This window comes from Actinoplanes subglobosus (assembly GCF_042650585.1).
Classification (GTDB): Bacteria; Actinomycetota; Actinomycetes; order Mycobacteriales; family Micromonosporaceae; genus Actinoplanes; species Actinoplanes subglobosus.
In genome coordinates this window covers 479,357-495,249 of record NZ_JBHSBL010000020.1, presented here as the reverse complement: position 1 = coordinate 495,249, position 15,893 = coordinate 479,357, and the positions used below count along the sequence as shown (strand labels likewise).

At 72.2% G+C, this 15,893-nt stretch carries 18 protein-coding genes; 5 read left to right on the top strand and 13 right to left on the bottom strand.

The genetic code is table 11. The features are described from left to right. Positions 1-13 precede the first annotated feature (13 nt). On the top strand, positions 14-1,363 hold the full coding sequence (locus tag ACFO0C_RS31465) for a transaminase (RefSeq protein ID WP_378070345.1): 1,350 nt from the start codon (positions 14-16) through the stop codon (positions 1,361-1,363). Here the strand turns inward: ACFO0C_RS31465 and ACFO0C_RS31460 are convergent. After that, on the bottom strand, positions 1,351-1,710 hold the full coding sequence (locus tag ACFO0C_RS31460) for a winged helix-turn-helix transcriptional regulator (protein ID WP_378070344.1): 360 nt from the start codon (positions 1,708-1,710) through the stop codon (positions 1,351-1,353). The two genes, ACFO0C_RS31465 and ACFO0C_RS31460, sit on opposite strands and share 13 nt — an antisense overlap. Positions 1,711-1,773: 63 nt before the next feature. On the opposite strand from ACFO0C_RS31460, the gene ACFO0C_RS31455 reads away from it, so the two are divergent. Continuing rightward, a complete protein-coding gene (locus ACFO0C_RS31455) occupies positions 1,774-2,427 on the top strand; it encodes an NAD(P)-dependent oxidoreductase (RefSeq protein WP_378070343.1) in 654 nt (217 codons plus the stop codon). Between the two features lie 16 nt (positions 2,428-2,443). On the opposite strand, the gene ACFO0C_RS31450 is transcribed toward ACFO0C_RS31455, so the two are convergent. Beyond that, complete coding sequence (locus ACFO0C_RS31450; RefSeq protein ID WP_378070342.1) at positions 2,444-2,953, bottom strand: NUDIX hydrolase; 510 nt, start codon at positions 2,951-2,953, stop codon at positions 2,444-2,446. An 18-nt stretch (positions 2,954-2,971) separates the two neighbouring features. Here ACFO0C_RS31450 and ACFO0C_RS31445 point away from each other — a divergent pair, with 18 nt between their 5' ends. Continuing rightward, entirely contained in the window at positions 2,972-3,826 is an 855-nt protein-coding gene (locus ACFO0C_RS31445; protein WP_378070341.1) for an isocitrate lyase/PEP mutase family protein, read from the top strand. A 77-nt stretch (positions 3,827-3,903) separates the two neighbouring features. Here ACFO0C_RS31445 and menC read toward each other — a convergent pair whose 3' ends face one another. The 3 genes from menC to ACFO0C_RS31430 are packed head-to-tail and all read right to left on the bottom strand — an operon-like array spanning position 3,904 to position 6,279. Then, positions 3,904-4,995 (bottom strand): o-succinylbenzoate synthase, encoded by a 1,092-nt coding sequence (menC, locus tag ACFO0C_RS31440; protein ID WP_378070340.1) that lies wholly within the window; start codon positions 4,993-4,995, stop codon positions 3,904-3,906. A 4-nt stretch (positions 4,996-4,999) separates the two neighbouring features. Beyond that, positions 5,000-5,644 carry a MurR/RpiR family transcriptional regulator gene (locus ACFO0C_RS31435; RefSeq protein WP_378070339.1) on the bottom strand — a complete coding sequence of 215 codons (645 nt, stop codon included), beginning with the start codon at positions 5,642-5,644 and terminating at the stop codon, positions 5,000-5,002. After that, on the bottom strand, positions 5,641-6,279 hold the full coding sequence (locus ACFO0C_RS31430) for a GNAT family N-acetyltransferase (RefSeq protein ID WP_378070338.1): 639 nt from the start codon (positions 6,277-6,279) through the stop codon (positions 5,641-5,643). The genes ACFO0C_RS31435 and ACFO0C_RS31430 overlap by 4 nt, the downstream gene beginning before the upstream one ends. 96 nt (positions 6,280-6,375) lie before the next feature. Here ACFO0C_RS31430 and ACFO0C_RS31425 point away from each other — a divergent pair, with 96 nt between their 5' ends. Next, positions 6,376-7,476 carry a M20/M25/M40 family metallo-hydrolase gene (locus ACFO0C_RS31425; protein WP_378070337.1) on the top strand — a complete coding sequence of 367 codons (1,101 nt, stop codon included), beginning with the start codon at positions 6,376-6,378 and terminating at the stop codon, positions 7,474-7,476. Here the strand turns inward: ACFO0C_RS31425 and ACFO0C_RS31420 are convergent. Next, entirely contained in the window at positions 7,442-7,621 is a 180-nt protein-coding gene (locus ACFO0C_RS31420) for a hypothetical protein (RefSeq protein WP_378070336.1), read from the bottom strand. The two genes, ACFO0C_RS31425 and ACFO0C_RS31420, sit on opposite strands and share 35 nt — an antisense overlap. Positions 7,622-7,706: 85 nt before the next feature. On the opposite strand from ACFO0C_RS31420, the gene ACFO0C_RS31415 reads away from it, so the two are divergent. Next, positions 7,707-7,967: a DUF3040 domain-containing protein gene (locus ACFO0C_RS31415; protein ID WP_378070335.1), complete on the top strand. Its 261-nt coding sequence runs from the start codon at positions 7,707-7,709 to the stop codon at positions 7,965-7,967. A gap of 51 nt (positions 7,968-8,018) precedes the next feature. On the opposite strand, the gene ACFO0C_RS31410 is transcribed toward ACFO0C_RS31415, so the two are convergent. The 7 genes from ACFO0C_RS31410 to ACFO0C_RS31380 form a co-directional block, all read right to left on the bottom strand. Then, on the bottom strand, positions 8,019-8,546 hold the full coding sequence (locus ACFO0C_RS31410; protein WP_378070334.1) for a hypothetical protein: 528 nt from the start codon (positions 8,544-8,546) through the stop codon (positions 8,019-8,021). Between the two features lie 140 nt (positions 8,547-8,686). After that, a complete protein-coding gene (locus ACFO0C_RS31405; protein WP_378070333.1) occupies positions 8,687-9,232 on the bottom strand; it encodes a hypothetical protein in 546 nt (181 codons plus the stop codon). A gap of 26 nt (positions 9,233-9,258) precedes the next feature. Beyond that, the gene (locus ACFO0C_RS31400; RefSeq protein ID WP_378070332.1) at positions 9,259-10,431 is read right to left on the bottom strand and encodes an ABC transporter permease; all 1,173 of its coding nucleotides are present in this window, start codon (positions 10,429-10,431) and stop codon (positions 9,259-9,261) included. Between the two features lies 1 nt (position 10,432). Beyond that, on the bottom strand, positions 10,433-11,152 hold the full coding sequence (locus ACFO0C_RS31395; protein ID WP_378070331.1) for an ABC transporter ATP-binding protein: 720 nt from the start codon (positions 11,150-11,152) through the stop codon (positions 10,433-10,435). Between the two features lie 2 nt (positions 11,153-11,154). Beyond that, positions 11,155-12,294 (bottom strand): efflux RND transporter periplasmic adaptor subunit, encoded by a 1,140-nt coding sequence (locus ACFO0C_RS31390; protein ID WP_378070330.1) that lies wholly within the window; start codon positions 12,292-12,294, stop codon positions 11,155-11,157. Positions 12,295-12,351: 57 nt separating this feature from the next. Then, positions 12,352-13,461 carry an efflux RND transporter periplasmic adaptor subunit gene (locus ACFO0C_RS31385; protein WP_378070329.1) on the bottom strand — a complete coding sequence of 370 codons (1,110 nt, stop codon included), beginning with the start codon at positions 13,459-13,461 and terminating at the stop codon, positions 12,352-12,354. 115 nt (positions 13,462-13,576) lie between these two features. Beyond that, positions 13,577-15,886 (bottom strand): histidine kinase dimerization/phospho-acceptor domain-containing protein, encoded by a 2,310-nt coding sequence (locus ACFO0C_RS31380; protein ID WP_378070328.1) that lies wholly within the window; start codon positions 15,884-15,886, stop codon positions 13,577-13,579. Positions 15,887-15,893: the final 7 nt, after the last annotated feature.

Sequence of the window (15,893 nt, the reverse complement as noted above, 5' to 3'; positions counted from 1 at the left end):
GTAGCGTCGCGCCATGTCGACGGATTCACGTTTGCAGTCGCTCATGGCGCGGGAGCGCTCCACCTTTGCCGACCGTCATCCGGGTTCGCGGGCCGCGTACACCCGGTCGGATCATCTCTTCGGTCGTGTCCCGATGACGTGGATGAACAAGACCGCCGGGGATTTCCCGATCTACCTGGAGAAGGCGCAGGGTAATCGGATCGTCGACGTCGACGGCAACACGTTCGTCGACTTCGCTCTCGGCGACACCGGCGCGATGGCCGGCCACTCCCCCGCGCCGGTCGTCGCCGCGGTCACCGAGCGTGTCCAGCGTGGTCTGGCGACGATGATGCCGACCGAGGACGCCGCGATCGCCGGTGCCGAGCTGGCCCGCCGGTTCGGGCTGCCGGCCTGGAGTTTCGCGCTGACCGCCACCGACGCGAACCGGTGGGCGATCCGTCTGCTGCGCGCCGTCACCGGCCGGCCGAAGATCCTGGTCAACAGCTACTGCTACCACGGTTCGGTCGACGAGTCGCTGATCGTCGTCGGTCCCGACGGGCGCGGCACGAGCCGGGAGGGCAACGTCGGCGCGCCGGTCGACGTCACGCTCACCAGCCGGGTCGCCGAGTTCAACGACCTGGCCGGCCTGGAGCGGGAGCTGGCGCACGGCGACGTGGCGGCGGTGCTGATGGAGCCGGCGCTGACGAACATCGGGATCGTGCTGCCCGAGGACGGCTACCTGGCCGGGGTGCGGGAGCTGACCCGGCGGCACGGGACCTACCTGATCAACGACGAGACGCACACGTTCTCGGCGGGGCCGGGCGGGGCGACCGCGTTCTGGGGGCTCGAACCCGACGTGCTGACGATCGGCAAGGCCATCGGAGGCGGGGTGCCGGTCGGGGCGTACGGCCTCAGCGCCGAACTCGCCGACGCGCTGAGCGGCCGCGGCGACCTGGACCTGGTCGACATGGGCGGTGTCGGCGGCACGCTCGCCGGAAACCCGGTCTCGATGGCCGCGACCCGCGCCACGCTGCAGGAGGTCCTCACCGACGCCGCGTTCGCCACCATGATCGAGACGGCGTCGGCGTTCGCCGACGGACTGATCAAAATCATCGAGGGGTACGGCCTGCCGTGGTCCGTCTCCCGTCTGGGCGCCCGGGTCGAGTACCGCTTCGCCAGCCCCGCCCCGCGCAACGGCACCGAGTCGGCCGCCAACGCGAACGGTGAACTGGAGGACTTCCTCCACCTCTACCTGGCGAACCGTGGGGTGCTGCTGACCCCCTTCCACAACATGGCGCTGATGTGCCCGGAGACGTCACTGGCCGACGTGGCGCGGCACCACGAGATCTTCGACGCGGCGCTCAAGGAGCTTCAGCCGGAGTGAGCCCGGCGGGCCTCGATCAGCTCGGGCAGGTGCTCGTGGCACCAGTTGCGGGCGGCGTCGATGAGGGTGAGCAGGCTCCGCCCCAGCGGGGTCAGCTCATACTCCACGTGGGGTGGGTTGGCCGGGAACTCGCGGCGGGTGACCATGCCGTCGCGCTCCATCGCCCGTAGCGTCTCGGCCAGCACCTTCTTGGTGATCGACCGCAACGGGACGAGCAACTCGCCGAACCGGCGTGGCCCCGCCTCCAGGCAGATCACGACCATCGCCGTCCACTTGTCACCGACCTGCATCGGCATCAGCCGGTTCGGGCACTCCGGCGCGAACATCTCCGGGTTCAGCGTCTCCACGAGGCCCACCGTAGCGCCGGTATCGTTGCGGTAACCAGGCCCTGCCCGGCTAGCGTCCGCCCCATGACCAGCATCGTGATCTTCGGAGCCGGCGGCCGGGCCGGCCGGGCCGTGTCCGCCGAGGCCGAGCGCCGCGGCCTCCAGGTGACCTCCGTCGTCCGTGACCCCGCCAAGCATCAGCTCTCCGGCCGGGTCGTGCGGGGCGACATCCTCGACGCCGGATCGGTCGCCGCCCTCGTGACCGGCCACGACGCCGTCGTGAACGCCGTCTCGCCCGCCTCCGACCCGGAAGCCCTCAAGGCCCTCGGCGCCCTGGACGGTAAGTTCTACATCACCGCCACCGACACGCTCCTCGACGGGCTCGCCGCCGCCGGGGTCCTGCGGCTGATCGTCATCGGACTCTTCGCGAACCTGGTGGACGGCGGTGGGAAGCCACTGTACGACGACCCGTCGGTGCTGCCCGCCGAGTTCCGGGACTTCGCGGTCGCGCACACCGCGGGGCTGGACCGGCTGCGGGCCGCCGGGACCGCCGTCGACTGGCTGATGGTGACGCCGCCGGCCCAGTTCGATCCACAGGGGCCCCGGCGGGGTACCTACCGCACCGGCGGGGAGACCGGGGGCGGCGTCACCCTCTCCTACGCCGACCTGGCGGTCGCGGTGATCGACGAGATCGAGAGCCCGAGCCACCACCGCACCCGCATCTCCGTCTTCGACTGACCTCGTCCCGGCCGGGTCAGAGGGCGTCGGGACGGTTCAGGGCCGGGTGCTTCTCGTCTGCTGTCGCGAACCAGGTGGGGCCGTCCGGGTCCAGCGCCGTCGCGATCCGCAGGCGGGACCACTCGTCCAGCTCCGGCAGCTCGTCCGGCGCGAACCAGCCCACCTCGAGGGACTCGTCGTCGGTCGTGCCGGCCTCGCCACCGACGGCCCGGCAGCGGAACCACACGTTCAGATACTCGCACCGGTCCCCGTTCGGATAGACCACCGGATGCGACGCGACCCCGGCGAGCCGCACGATCTCCGCACGCACCCCGGTCTCCTCGAAGACCTCCCGCACCGCGGTGTCGGCCGGCTGCTCGCCGGGATCCACCACGCCGGCCGGCACCGACCAGCGCCCGTTGTCCGAACGCCGCGCCAGCAGCACCCGACCGTCGTCATCGGTCACCACCGCGCTCGCGCCCGGCAGCATGAGCAGTTCGTGCCCGATCGAAGCCCGCATCCGCTTGATGTACTCAGAAACAGCCACCCCCGAACCCTAGAGGGCATGTCGATCGGCACTTCCGGCCGGCACGGCGGCGGCACCGGGATGTGGCAGGGTGGGGGCATGGATGCGGCGCGGAAACGCTTTCGGGAGTTGCACGCGGCCGGGACGTTCGTGATGCCGAACGCGTGGGACGTGGGCTCGGCCCGGGTTCTGCGGCAGGCCGGTTTCGCGGCGGTCGCGACCACGTCGTCGGGGCTGGCGGCCAGTCTCGGCAAGCTGGACCAGCAGGTCACCCGGGACGAGCTGGTCGCGCACGTGACCGCGGTCGCCGCTGCCGTCGACGTGCCGGTCAGTGTCGACTCGGAGTGGCTCTTCGCCGACACCGCGGAGGGCATCGCCGAGACCGTCCGGCTGCTGGCCGAAGCGGGCGCGGCCGGTCTCTCGATCGAGGACTACCACCCGGTCGCCGGCAGCGTCCAGCCGCTGCCGCTCAGCGCCGACCGGGTGGGCGCGGCAGCCGAGGCGGCGCGGCGCCACGACTTGGTCCTGACCGCGAGAGCCGAGAATCTGCTGTACGGCCATGCCGACCTCGACGACACCATCGCCCGTCTGGTCGCCTACCGGAAAGCCGGGGCGGACGTGCTGTTCGCCCCCGGCCTGACCACCCCCGGCGACATCGCGCGGGTGGTCGTGGCCGTGGACGCCCCGGTCAACGTGCTGGCGCTACCCGGCACACCGAGCGTCCCGGAGCTGTCCGCCCTGGGCGTGCGCCGGGTGTCGACGGGCGGTTCGCTGGCGTGGGCGGCCTACGGAGCGCTGCGTGACGCGGCCCGCGAGCTCCTGGAGTCGGGCACCACCACCTACCGGGACCGCGGCCTGACCTCAGCCGACGTGAAAGCCGTCTTCGGCCCCTGAGCCCGGCCATCCACCCGAGCCGGCCGCGCTCGGCTCATCGGTGATGCCACCGGGCCGCTCTGCCGGACCTCGACCGGTCAGGGGGTGGCGTGGTGGGCGAGCGTGTTCGCCGAGATGAAGGGCAGGTCCGGGTCTCGGCCGAGGCCCGGGGCGACAGGGACGTCGACCCAGCCCGCCGAGCAGACGATCGGTTCGGTGGTGATGTCGCGGGCGTAGTACTTGGCGGACCCCGACACGTCCGACGGCAGTGTGAACCCCGGTAGCGAGCTCAACGCCACGTTCGCCGCCCGCCCGATGCCGAACTCGTGCATGCCGCCGCACCACACCGGTACCCCGTGGGCGAGGGCCAGGTCGTGGGCGCGGACCGCCTGGGTGAGGCCACCCATCCGGGACACCTTGACGTTGACGATCCGCCCGGCCCGTAGGCGCAGCGCGGTGACCAGGTCGTCGAGTTCCTCGATCGATTCGTCGAGGCAGATCGGGGTGGCCAGGACGGCCTGGAGGGCGGCGTGGTCGACGAGGGCGCGTGGCGCGTACGGCTGCTCGATCATGAGGAGCCCGAGGTGGTCGAGCTGCCGGAAGACGGCGACCTCGTCGACCGGATAGGCGCCGTTGGCGTCGACGTGCACCGGCACGTCGGGGAACGCGGTCCGGACGGCGCGGACCGGAGTGACGTCCCAGCCCGGTGCGATCTTGAGTTTGACCCGCCGGTATCCGTCGGCGACCCGGAGGGCGACCTGTTCGAGCAGGTCGTCGACGGTGGGTTCGATGCCGAGGGACACGCCGGCCTCGACCCGGGACCGGTCGCCGCCGAGTGCTTTGGCGAGTGGCACGCCGGACGTCCCGGACCAGAGTGCCCAGGCCGCCATGTCGAATCCGGCGCGGGCGAAGTGGTTGCCGCGGACCTTGGCGAGGGCGGCCGCGAGCTCGGACGGGTGTTCCCAGCCGGTGGCGAGCGTGAGCGGGGCGAGGAACGACCCGGCGACGGCCCAGCAGCTGTCGACGGTCTCGGCCGAGTAGTACGGCCCGGACGGTGAGGCGATCTCGCCCCAGCCGACGGCGCCGTCGGTGCTGGTCAGGGTGACGAGGATGTGTTCGAGTCCGCGTTTGGCGTGGGAGCTGGTCCGGAACTGGTGCACGAGCGGGAGCCGGACACGGCGCAGCTCCACGCGGTCAATCTTGATCATTGGTCTCCGCATACAGTCCGAGCTCGGCGGCCAGTTCGTCGCGCTGGTGCAGGCGGCGGCCGGCGCCTTTGGAGCTGGCGATGGTCAGGGTGGCGAGCAGGTGCAGGGCGAGCACGACCGAGGTGGGCGAGTTGGCGTAGGAGGCGCTCTCGGTGCCGATGACGATGCTGGTGCTGGCGACGCCGGCGAGCGGGCCGTCGTCGGCGTCGGTGACGAGGACCAGTTCGCCGCCGCGGCGCACGTAGGCGGAGGCGACGTCGACGGTCTCGCGGCGGTAACGGGACATCGACACGGCGATGAGCAGGTCACCCTGCCGGATGTCGCTGAGCACGTCGAGGGCCCGTAGCGAGCCGTCGCCGACCAGGTGCACCCCGGACAGGCCGGCGCTGAGGTCGGTGGCCAGCATCGACGCGAAGGCGAGCGACTTCCCGTACCCCAGCAGGTATCTCCGCCGGGCCGAGACGATCAGGGCGGCGGCCCGCTCGATCGCGTCCTGCTCGGCCGCCCAGGCCAGGGCTTTCTCGAACTCTTCGCGCTGCTGTTCGAGGACCCGCTGTTTGAGGACCTGCGCGGAGCGGCGCTGGACGTTGCGGTCGAACCGCTCGGACGGGGTGGAGCGGGGTGTCGTCACGACTCGTCACTCTCGAACGTGTAGGTGACCTCGCCGGCGTCGCGGGTGACTCCGGTCCAGCGGGCTCCGGCGGCGAAGTGCCGTTCCAGCCCGGCGCGGAGACGGGCCCGGTCGGTGGCCGGGGAGCGCACCGCGCCGGCCGGGGCGCCGGGTTTGCGGGCGTGCCACAGGTCCCAGCTGACCAGGACACGGTCGGTGTCGCCGCCGTAGTAGTCGGGCAGGAACCTGACTCCGGTGGCGCCCAGCACGTTGAGATTGAAATGGGCGTTGCGCACCGCGTACGGATCGAAGGTCCATCGCATGGTCCGCGCCCCGGTGCCGCGCGCGATCCGGGCCTGCGCCTGTTTCAGCAGGCGCCCGACGCCGTGGCCCTGCGCCTCGGCGGCGACCACCGCGGCCTGTGAGTAGTGGTAGAGCTCGCCGGACTCGACCCCGGTGAACCCGTAGCAGAAACCGATCATCGTGCCGTCACCGTCGAGCGCCCCGATGACCGATCCGGAGTTCTCCCGGAGGGCGGCGAGCAGGCGCGGGCTGACGCCGTGCTCCGGCTGGTCGTAGCCGAACACGCGACGGTAGAGACGGGCGGCCTCGGTCAGTTCGGCCTGCCCGTACAGCTCCCGCACGACAAGCTCCACAGCGCCTCCCGAGGAGAAGATACGAAACGTATAACCGTCATCCTGGCAACATCATCGCTCGTTGACAACGCCATCGCCGCAACTTAGCTTTCGCATATGTCGACTGCCGCGCTCGATGCACTGCACCGTTACACGCTGTGCGAGTCACCCACCGGAGACTCGCGCTCACTGGCCGCCCTGGCCGAGATCCTCGACGCCGACGCGGCCCGGGCCGGATTCCACACCGCCCGCGAGACGCACCCGACCGGCGACCACCTGATCTGGACACTGCCCGCCCGCGGGGTGACCGGCGGCCCGATCCTGCTGCTCAGCCACTACGACACGGTGTGGCCGGTGGGCACCCTGGCCACCATGCCGTGGTCGGCCGAGGGCGACGTCATCCGCGGGCCGGGCGTCTACGACACCAAGGCGGGCCTCGCCGCCCTCCTCTCGGCGGCGGGCGAGATCGACCATCACCATCATCCGGAGGTACGGGTGATCGTCGTCGCCGACGAGGAGATCGGCTCCCCGAGCGCCGGTGACCTGGTCCGCGCCGAGGCCGGACGGGCCCGCGCGGTGCTCGGCCTGGAGCCGCCACACCCCGGCGGCGATCTGAAGACCGGCCGTCGCGGCAGCACCCGGGCCCGGATCGAGGTGACCGGGGTGGAGGCGCACGCCGCCCTCGACCCGGACGCCGGCGCCAGCGCCATCGACGAACTGGTCGACCAGCTGCTCCTGGTCCGGTCGGCGGTCGCGGCCCGGCCGGTCCTGCTGAACACCGGGACGATCGCCGGCGGCGGCCGGACCAACGTGGTGGCCGGGGCCGCCCACGCCGACCTGGGGCTGCGCTTCTCCGACCCGGCCGACGAGGAGGCGGTGCTCGGCGAGCTCCGCCGGTTGCGGCCGATCCGGGCGCGGGCCGGTGTGGCGGCGCGGCTGCTGTCGCACCGCCCCACCTGGCGCCCCGGCCCGCCCGGCGACGCGTTGCTGGACCGGATCCAGGAGATCGCCGCCGGCATCGGCCAGCGGGTCGACGGGCGGCCCGCCGACGGGGCCGCCGACACCAACACGACGGGTGCGCTGGGGCACCCGACGGTCGACGGCCTCGCTCCTCGTGGTGGTGGGGCTCACGCCCGTACCGAATGGGTCTCCGTCTCCGGCATCGCCGAACGGACCGCCCTGCTCACCGCCCTCCTGACCGGCCTGGTTGCCGGGTGACGGCGGGCGGCTCCTCGTCGAGATCGGCGTCGGGCGGCACGAGTTCCCGGTCCGCCTCGGCCCGGGCCCGCGCCGCCGGATGCCGTGGCAGGCTCTCCACCGTGAGCTGCTGATCGGTCGGGTCTTTCGTCGGCTCTTTCGTCATGAGGACAGATTTCCCCCTGCGGAGTCGTTTAGACTCGCCAATCTCCGGGTACCAGGCCTGCCTGCACTCTCCGGGAGGGGCATCGATGTTGAACGATGACGACCGGCGCACGATCGCGGAGCTGGAGCGCTGCGTCCACATGAGCGACCCCGAGTTCGCCGCGCGGATGAACGGCACACCGATCGCCGACGCTCCGTTCCCGGTCGGTGCCGTGCTCGGTGCCGCCCTGTTCATCGCCGTCCCACCGGCGATGCTGCTGTTCGGGTGGCCGGGCCTGGTCGTGGTGATCGACCTGTTCCTGGCCGGTGTCACGGTCGCCCTGGTGCGCCGCTACCTGCGCCGCTGAGCCGTTCTCATGGCGCTGATGGGCCGGGCGAACTGGTGGGCGCCGCGACGGTCAGACGCTGACGTCCAGCAGGTCGCCGCTGGTCAGGACGTCGCGTAGCGAACCCAGGTCGACACCCTTGTCCCGCAGGAGCGCGACCAGGCCGGCGGCGCTGGTCGCGGCCGCGGTGACCTCGCCGGTGTCCATCCGGAGCAGCTTGCCGACCTCGGCGAGTTTGGTCTCGTCGCGCAGGCCGGCGTTCTCGCCACGAGGGCCGCCGGGCGGCGGTGGCGACGGGGGCGTGCTCCCCTGGGTCCTCTCGGCGATCTTCTCGGCGAGGGCGTCGGGATCACCGGCCGCGGCCGTCCCGGACGGCATCCCGGCCTTGATCGCGCTGATCAGTTCGTCGTGGGTCACGCCCTTCTCGGTCGCGATGTCGCTGAGGCTCCGGCCGGTGTCGAGCCGCGACTTCAGTTCGCCGGTGCTGAGGCCCAGTGTCTCGGCGACCCTGGCCAACGGGTTCTCCCGGCGCTGCATGGCCGGCGACCAGTAGTAGGAGTAGGAGCCGGTCGAGGCGGTGACGCCGCTGATGGTGGTCATGGATGTCTTCCCTGTCCGGGCGGGAGGGGTTCCCCCGCGTGGCAGGAGACATCGGCGGGCGGCCCGGAGTCCTGTGACTTCCTGCCGGCTTCTTGGCCACCGCCTTGGCGACGGGCCGGAACTGACCGGCTCCGCGCCGGTCAGCCGGCGGTCACCGCGACCGCGGTGACGATGCCCTCGGAGTCGGGCACGCCCTCGACGATCACCGGCACACCCGACGTGATGCTCTCCAGACTGGCCGTCTGGCTGACCTTCACGGTGGTCTTGTCGCTGGTCCGTACCGTGATGGTCTCGCCGGAGGCGGTCTGCACGTAGAGGGTGGTGCCGTCGACCATCTTGACCGTGCCGCTCGTCCCGCCGGCCGCCATGGCCGGCTGGGCGCCGCCGGTCGGGCCCTCTGCCGGGCCGCGGGAGGCACCGTTGCCCGGTCCGCCGGCGAAGCCGCTGGGCAGGCCCGCGCCGCCGGGGAAACCTCCCGTCCCGGCCTGGTTGTCGGTGCTCCCCCAGCGTTCGTGTGCCTGGACGCCGCCGAGGAATCCGCCGGCCAGCAGGGCCGCGCCGAGCAGGGCCAGCGTGGTGCGGTTCCACCAGCGGCGTGGGGCGGCCGCGGCCAGGGCCTCGTTCAGCTCCGAGTGGGTGCCGGACGGGCGGGGCAGGACCTCGGTGTCGTGGTTCGTGGGAGTCACGGGGTGTTCCTCATCGGTAGCGGGGCTCATTCGTAGCGGAGGGCGTCGATCGGCCGCAGGCGGGCGGCGCGGGCGGCGGGCAGGCCGCCGAAGAAGAGGCCGATCAGCACGGACACGCCCAGGGCGAGCGCGACCGAGCTGGGCACGATCACCGGTTGCACGCCGACGATCTCGAAGCGGCTGCCGATCACGGCCGCGGCGACGCCCAGGCCGCCGCCGATGACGCTGAGCAGGGTGGCCTCGATCAGGAACTGGGAGAGGATCACCCGGCGGGGCGCGCCGAGGGCCTTGCGGATGCCGATCTCCCGGGTCCGTTCGGTGACCGTCACCAGCATGATGTTGGTGATGCCGATGCCGCCGACGAGCAGGCTGATCGCGGCGACCGCGCCGAGCAGGGTGGTGAACGTGTCGGCGGTCTCGGTCTGCGTCTCCAGTAGCTGGGAGGCGTTCTGCACCCGGTAGGCGTCGGAGTCCAGTTTCCGGTCGAGGATCGTGCTGATCTCGGACTGGACGGTGTCGACCATCGACGGGTCCGCGGCCTCCACCAGCACCGAGCTGAGCGAGCCGTAGCCGGCGAGCACCTGCCGGACCGCGCTGATCGGGGCGACCGCGGTGTCGTTGGAATCCTGGAAGCCGGACGAGCTCTTCTCCTCCAGTACACCGGTCACGGTGAACAGGGCGCCGCCGACGGTGACCTGCTGGCCGACCGGATCGACGCCGGGGAACAGCTCCTCGGCCACGGTCTGCCCGATCACCACGACCCGGCGGGCCTGCGCCTCGTCGTCGGCGGTGAAGATCGCGCCGGTCTCGACCGGGAAGTTGGAGGCGGCGAACCAGCTGGGTGTGGTGCCGACGAACGAGCTGATCTCGTGTTCGGTGCCCTCGTAGGTGAGGGTGGCCGAGGTGCTGACCACGGGCGAGACCGAGCGGACGTCGGGGGCGATCATCGGGTCGTCGAGCGAGTCGGCGATCCGCATGGTGAGGCCGCCGCTGCCCCGGCTGGTGCTCATCACGGTCAGCGTGTTGGTGCCGAGGGCCTCGATCCGTGAGGCGATCGACTGGGCCGAGCCGTTGCCGACCGCGACCAGCAGGATCACGGCCGCGACACCGATCAGGATGCCGAGCATGGTGAGGACCGAGCGCAGCTTGTTCGCGCCGATCCCCCGAAGAGCAAATCTCAAAATTTCAGTAAAATTCACCCTAAACTCCCGCAGCTGCGTGCCGTCCGGACGGCTCCTGCCGTGCGTCGGTGGTGATCCGGCCGTCGAAGAGCTTGATCAGCCGGTCGGCCCGGGCACCCACCTCCTCCTCGTGCGTGATCAGCACGATGGTGCGACCGACCGCGTTCAGATCGTCGAACACGGCGAGCACCTCCTCGGTGGCGTGACTGTCCAGGTTGCCGGTCGGCTCATCGGCCAGCAGCAGCGCCGGCTCGGTGACCAGCGCGCGGGCCACCGCGACCCGCTGCTGCTGGCCACCGGAGAGCTGGTTGGGCTCGTGGTCGGCCCGGTCGGCGAGACCCACCAGGTCCAGGGAGAACATGGCGCGGCGGCGCCGTTCGGCGGCCTTCATCCCGGAGTACGCCAGCGGCAGTTCCACGTTGGCGACGGCGCTGGTCCGCGGGATGAGATTGAACGCCTGGAAGACGAACCCGATCAGCCGGTTCCTGGCCAGGGCCAGTTGCCCGTCACTGAGCGAGCTGACATCCACCCCGTCGAGCAGGTACGTGCCCGTCGTCGGGACGTCCAGGCAGCCCAGGATGTTCATCAGGGTCGACTTGCCGGACCCGGACGAGCCCATGACGGCCACGTAGTCGCCCCGCTCCACCTGCAGGCTCACGCCGTCGAGGGCACGGATCTCGGTGTCGCCCTCGCCGTAGATCTTGGTGAGCTCCCGTACGTCCAGAACCGGCCGGCCCATGATCAGCGCCCGCCGTTCCCGCCGCCGCCCGGAGGCGCTCCGCCGACACCGGCGAAGCCGCCCGCACCGCCACCGCGCATGTTGGTGGTGGTCGTGGTCGTCGTCGTGGTGGTCGGGATGACCACCCGCTCGCCGGAGGCCAGACCCGAGGTGATCTGGGCGGCGTCGTCACCCTCCAGGCCGACCTGCACCTGGCGGACCTCCTGCTTGCCGGCCGCGTCCAGCACGGTCACGGTGCGCCGGTTTCCGATGGTGGTGACCGCCACCGCGTTGACCATGACGGCGTTCTCCACGCTGCCGGTCACCACCGACACGGTCACGGTCTGGCCGGGTTTGGCGCCGTCCGGCGGGTTCGGCAGGCTGACCGTCACGCCGTACGTCACGACGCTGTTCTCGCTGGTCGCGGTCGGGTCGACGGCCACCACCTCGCCGGTGGTCTCGGCGTTCTGGAGCGCGTTCCAGACGATGGTCGCGCTCTGGCCCTCCTTGAGCTCGGTGGCGTCCGCCTCGGAGAAGGCCGCGGTGATCTGCAGCTTGCCGAGGTCCGCGATGTCCACGAACCCGCCGGTCGAGCTGCCGCTCGCCCCGGAGGCCGACGAGCCGACGCTCGACGATCCGCCGAGGGTGCCGTTGACGGCGACCACGGTGCCGGCCATCGGGGCGGTCAGCCGGGTGCCGGCGACCGCCGCCTCCGCCTCGTCGACGGCCAGTTCGGCCTCGGTCACCGCGTTCGACGCGTTGTCGGTGTCGGTGCCCGCGCTCTCGGCCCGGTCGAGCGCGTCCTCGGCCGCCTCCAGGTTGGCCTGCGCCAGCTCCAGGTCGCGCTTGGCGTCGGTGGCGTCGACCTTGGCCAGCAGAGCGCCGGAGCCGACCGTCTGACCGACCTTGACCGGGATCTCGGTGACCGTGCCCGACGTGGTGAACGTGGCGGTGGCGGTGGACGCGCTGGCCACGGCGCCGTCGGCGGACACGGTCCGGGTGACGGTGCCCTGGGTGGCGGTGACGGTCCGGACGCCGGCCGCGCTGGCCCGGGTCGTCTGCGAGGTGTCCCGCAGCAGGGCCCAGCCCCAGAACCCGGCACCGACGATCAGGAGGGCCAGCAGGGCGTTCACGGCCGTGCTGGGACGACGCAGCGCATTCACACCGTCATCATGCCTTCCGGCCGGTTCGTGGCGTGCTGTCTTCCGGCAATCCCTCCGCTACCAGGAACGCACCACCTGGTCGCCCTGCTCCAGTCCGCCGGTTATCTCGGTGTATTGGTCCCCGCGGAGCCCGACGGCCACAACGCGTTCCTCCGACCGGTTGGCGGCACGGACCAGCACGGTGCCCGATCCGCCGGACACGTCGTGGACCGCGGTCGACGGCACCCGCAGCACGTTGGTGACCGCGCCGGTACGCACCTTGACCTGGGCACTCTGGCCGACGAGCAGGTCGGCCGGCGAGTCGGCGAAGGACAGCACCACCCCGTAGCGGACCAGCGTGCCGTCGGAGGTGCCGGCCGGGTCCACCTGGACCACCTCGGCCTCGTAGACGTCGTCGGAGTCGGCCAGGCTGATCGTCGCGGTCTGCCCGGCGGCCAGCGCGCCCGCGTCGGCCTCCGGGAAATCGGCGCGGACCTGCATGGAGTACGTGTCGGCCAGGCTGATGAACGTCGACCCGCCCCGGACCTGATCGCCGACCTTGCCCCCGACGGAGACGACGGTCCCGGCGATCGGCGCGACGATGCCCGTACCGTCGAGGGCCTTCTCGGCGGCCTCGACCGCCCGGGCCGCCCGGTTGACCTGTTGTTGCGCGGTGAGCACCTGGTCGCTGCCGGTGTCGGGGTAGCCGCGGGTGACGCACGGGCTCGCGACGCGGCCCTCGACGGCCGCCCGGATCCCCACCGCCGGTGCCGCCGCCGGCCCGACGGCCGCCGGTGCGACGGTCGGCCCGGTCCGGGCGCAGGTGGTGGCGCTCGCGGTGGCCCGGGCGCCGACGGTCTCGGCGTCACCGAGCCGGTCGCGGGCCTCGGCGAGACTGGTCTCGGCGTCACTGACGTCGTCGGCCGCCTCGGTGTCGTCCAGGGCGGCGAGTTTCTGCCCCTTGCTGACCTTGTTGCCGGCCCGCACCTGCACCGATTCGACGGTGCCGGCGACGGCGAACGACAGGCTGCGCGTGGTCGCCGGCTCGACGGTGCCGGTGGTGGCCACGTCGAGGGTGACCGCGCCCCGGTCGGCGACGGCCACGACGATCGCCGCCGGTTTGTCACCGCCGTCCCGGTTGAGGGCCCCGATCACGCCACCGGCCACGGCCCCGCTGACGACGATCACGGCACCGATCCACCGGATACGACGCTTACTCGCGTTTTGCCCTGTTTTTTCGCTCACGATGGTGATTGTCGCTGTTACTACCGAGATCGCGGCCAGGATTGCGGATCAAGCCGGATCAGGACGCCCGGGTGAGCTGCCGGGAGATCGTCTCCATCGTGTCACTGACCTCGCGGGCCCGTTCGTGCAGGTCGTGAAGCACGTCGGCGGTCTCCGGGACACGGCCGGCCCGGGCCTCGAGATCGGCGCAGAGCGCGGCGAAACGGTTCGCGCCCAGCGTCGCCGACGAGGCCCTCAGGCTGTGCGCGAGACGGGCCAGGTTGCGGGTGTCACCGCTGGCCGCGGCCTCGTCCATCCGGTCCAGCAGGCCGGGCAGGCGGTCGGCGAAGTTGTGCAGGATCTCGGCGAGACGGCGGCGGTCCTCCGGCTCGGCGCCCGGTCCGGCGATCACGTCGGCACAGGCACGGATCATCGCGGGCTCACCGTCGTCCGGTCCGGGCAGCGGTCCGAGACCGGCGAGACGGACATCGGCGTACGCCGCAGCCGTCGCCAGGACCACGTCGAGTTCGGCCACGTCCACCGGCCGGGCCAGGATCCCGTCCACGCCGGCGGTCACGAAGTCGCCCCTCTCCTCCGGGTCGGAGCAGATCGCGACGATCCGGGGCGCCCCGTGCGGCGGCGGGTCGGCGTGGATCAGCCTCGCCGCCGTGGCACCGTCCAGCACCAGCAGACCGGACCCGAGGAGCACCAGGTCGTACCGGTCACGCTGAACCGCCTCGACCGCGGCCTCCCCGTCGGCCACCGTGATCACCCGATGGCCGCGGCGTTCCAGGAGCCGCCGGGTCAGACGCTGGTCCACCGGATCGTCCTCGGCGACCAGCACCAGCAGTTGCCGCTTGCGGCCGTCCACCGGGGAGCGCCCGGTCCGGTCCGGCTGTGGCGCCTCGTCCAGCCGCACCGTGACGGTGACCGTCGTGCCCTGGCCGGGCCGGTTCTCGGTGGCGACACCGCCGCCCATCGACGTGGCGAGCCGCCGGGCCAGGAGGACACCCGGGTCGGGACGGCGGTCCGACGGAACGCCGAGCCCGGTGTCCCGGACCGAGAAGTGCACCTCCAGACCATCCGGATGGGAATGCGCGGAGACACTCACCGTGACCGCCCCGTGCTCGGTGTCCTCCACGGCCCGCCGCAGCAGGGCGGTCAGGATGCGGCCCACCCGCACGTCGTCGCCGCGGACCCGCTCCGGGCAGCCGGCCGCCAGGTGCGCGGCCAGATGCAGGCCCTTCGCCTCAGCCGCGGACGCCACCGGATCCATCGCCCGGCGCACGCACCCACGCAGCGAGAACGCCCGCCGGTCCAGGGACAGGTCGCCGACCTCGATCCGGGCCAGGTCCAGCAGGTCGTCGACGACGGTGAGCAGTGTCGTGCCGCTGGCGTGGACGGTGGTGACGAGTTCGCGCTGCCGGTCGTCGAGGCCGGTCTCCAGGAGCATCCCGGTCATGCCGGTCACCGCGGTCATCGGGGTGCGGACCTCGTGGCTCATCGCGTCCAGGAACGCCGAACCGGCCGCGGTCGCGGCGTTCGCCTCGTCGCGGGCGTGCGCCAGCCCCGCCATGCCCTCGTTGAACGCGGCTGTCAGCTCGGCCAGTTCGCGCGGGCCGTGCACCTCCGCGGGACGGGACAGGTCACCGTCGCGGGCGCGGCGGACGGCTCCGGTCAGTCCGGCGGCCGCCCGGGTGAAGCGGCGTTCCAGCAGGTGGCCGGCGATCAGAACGAGACCGATGGCCAGCACGGCGATCCAGACGATCATCCAGCGGCTGTTGCGGGCGACCGCCCCGGTGTCGCCGATCCGCCGGTCCAGCAGGGTCTCCTCGTGGCCGAGCATCTCGTCGGTGGCGGCGCGGAGGACGGTGATGTCGGCGGCCGGGTCGATCCGCTGGAGGAGTTCACGGTGCACCGGGTCGGACCCGGCCAGCCGCCCCACCTCGGCCGCCCGGAACCGGAGGATGTCGGCCGGCGCGGACGGCGCCACGGGGGACGCGCCCGCCAGGTCGGCGGTGTTCAGCGGTCCGGGATTGGCGGCCGCGGCACCGACCGGATCAGCCACGTCAGCCGGATCGACGGGGTCCACCGGGTTCGTGGGCCCCTCCGGATCGGCCGCGTCCGGCACGCCGGTCGGCACCGTGACCGGAACGCCCACCGGCGCGGCCGGCGCGGCCGGCGCGACCATGTCCTCGACCGCCGCCCGCAGCAGGATGATCCGTTCCATGATCTCGCCGGAGCGCCGCAACTCGTCGTAGGCCCGCAGGCTCTCGCTGTTGCGCACGAACCCGGTGGCCGCCACGGCGACGACGACGGCCAGCGTGAGCAGCACACCGGCGCGCAGCAGCCGTCCCACGGTCCAGATCCGGTCCCCGATCTCCGGCACGGCCCCT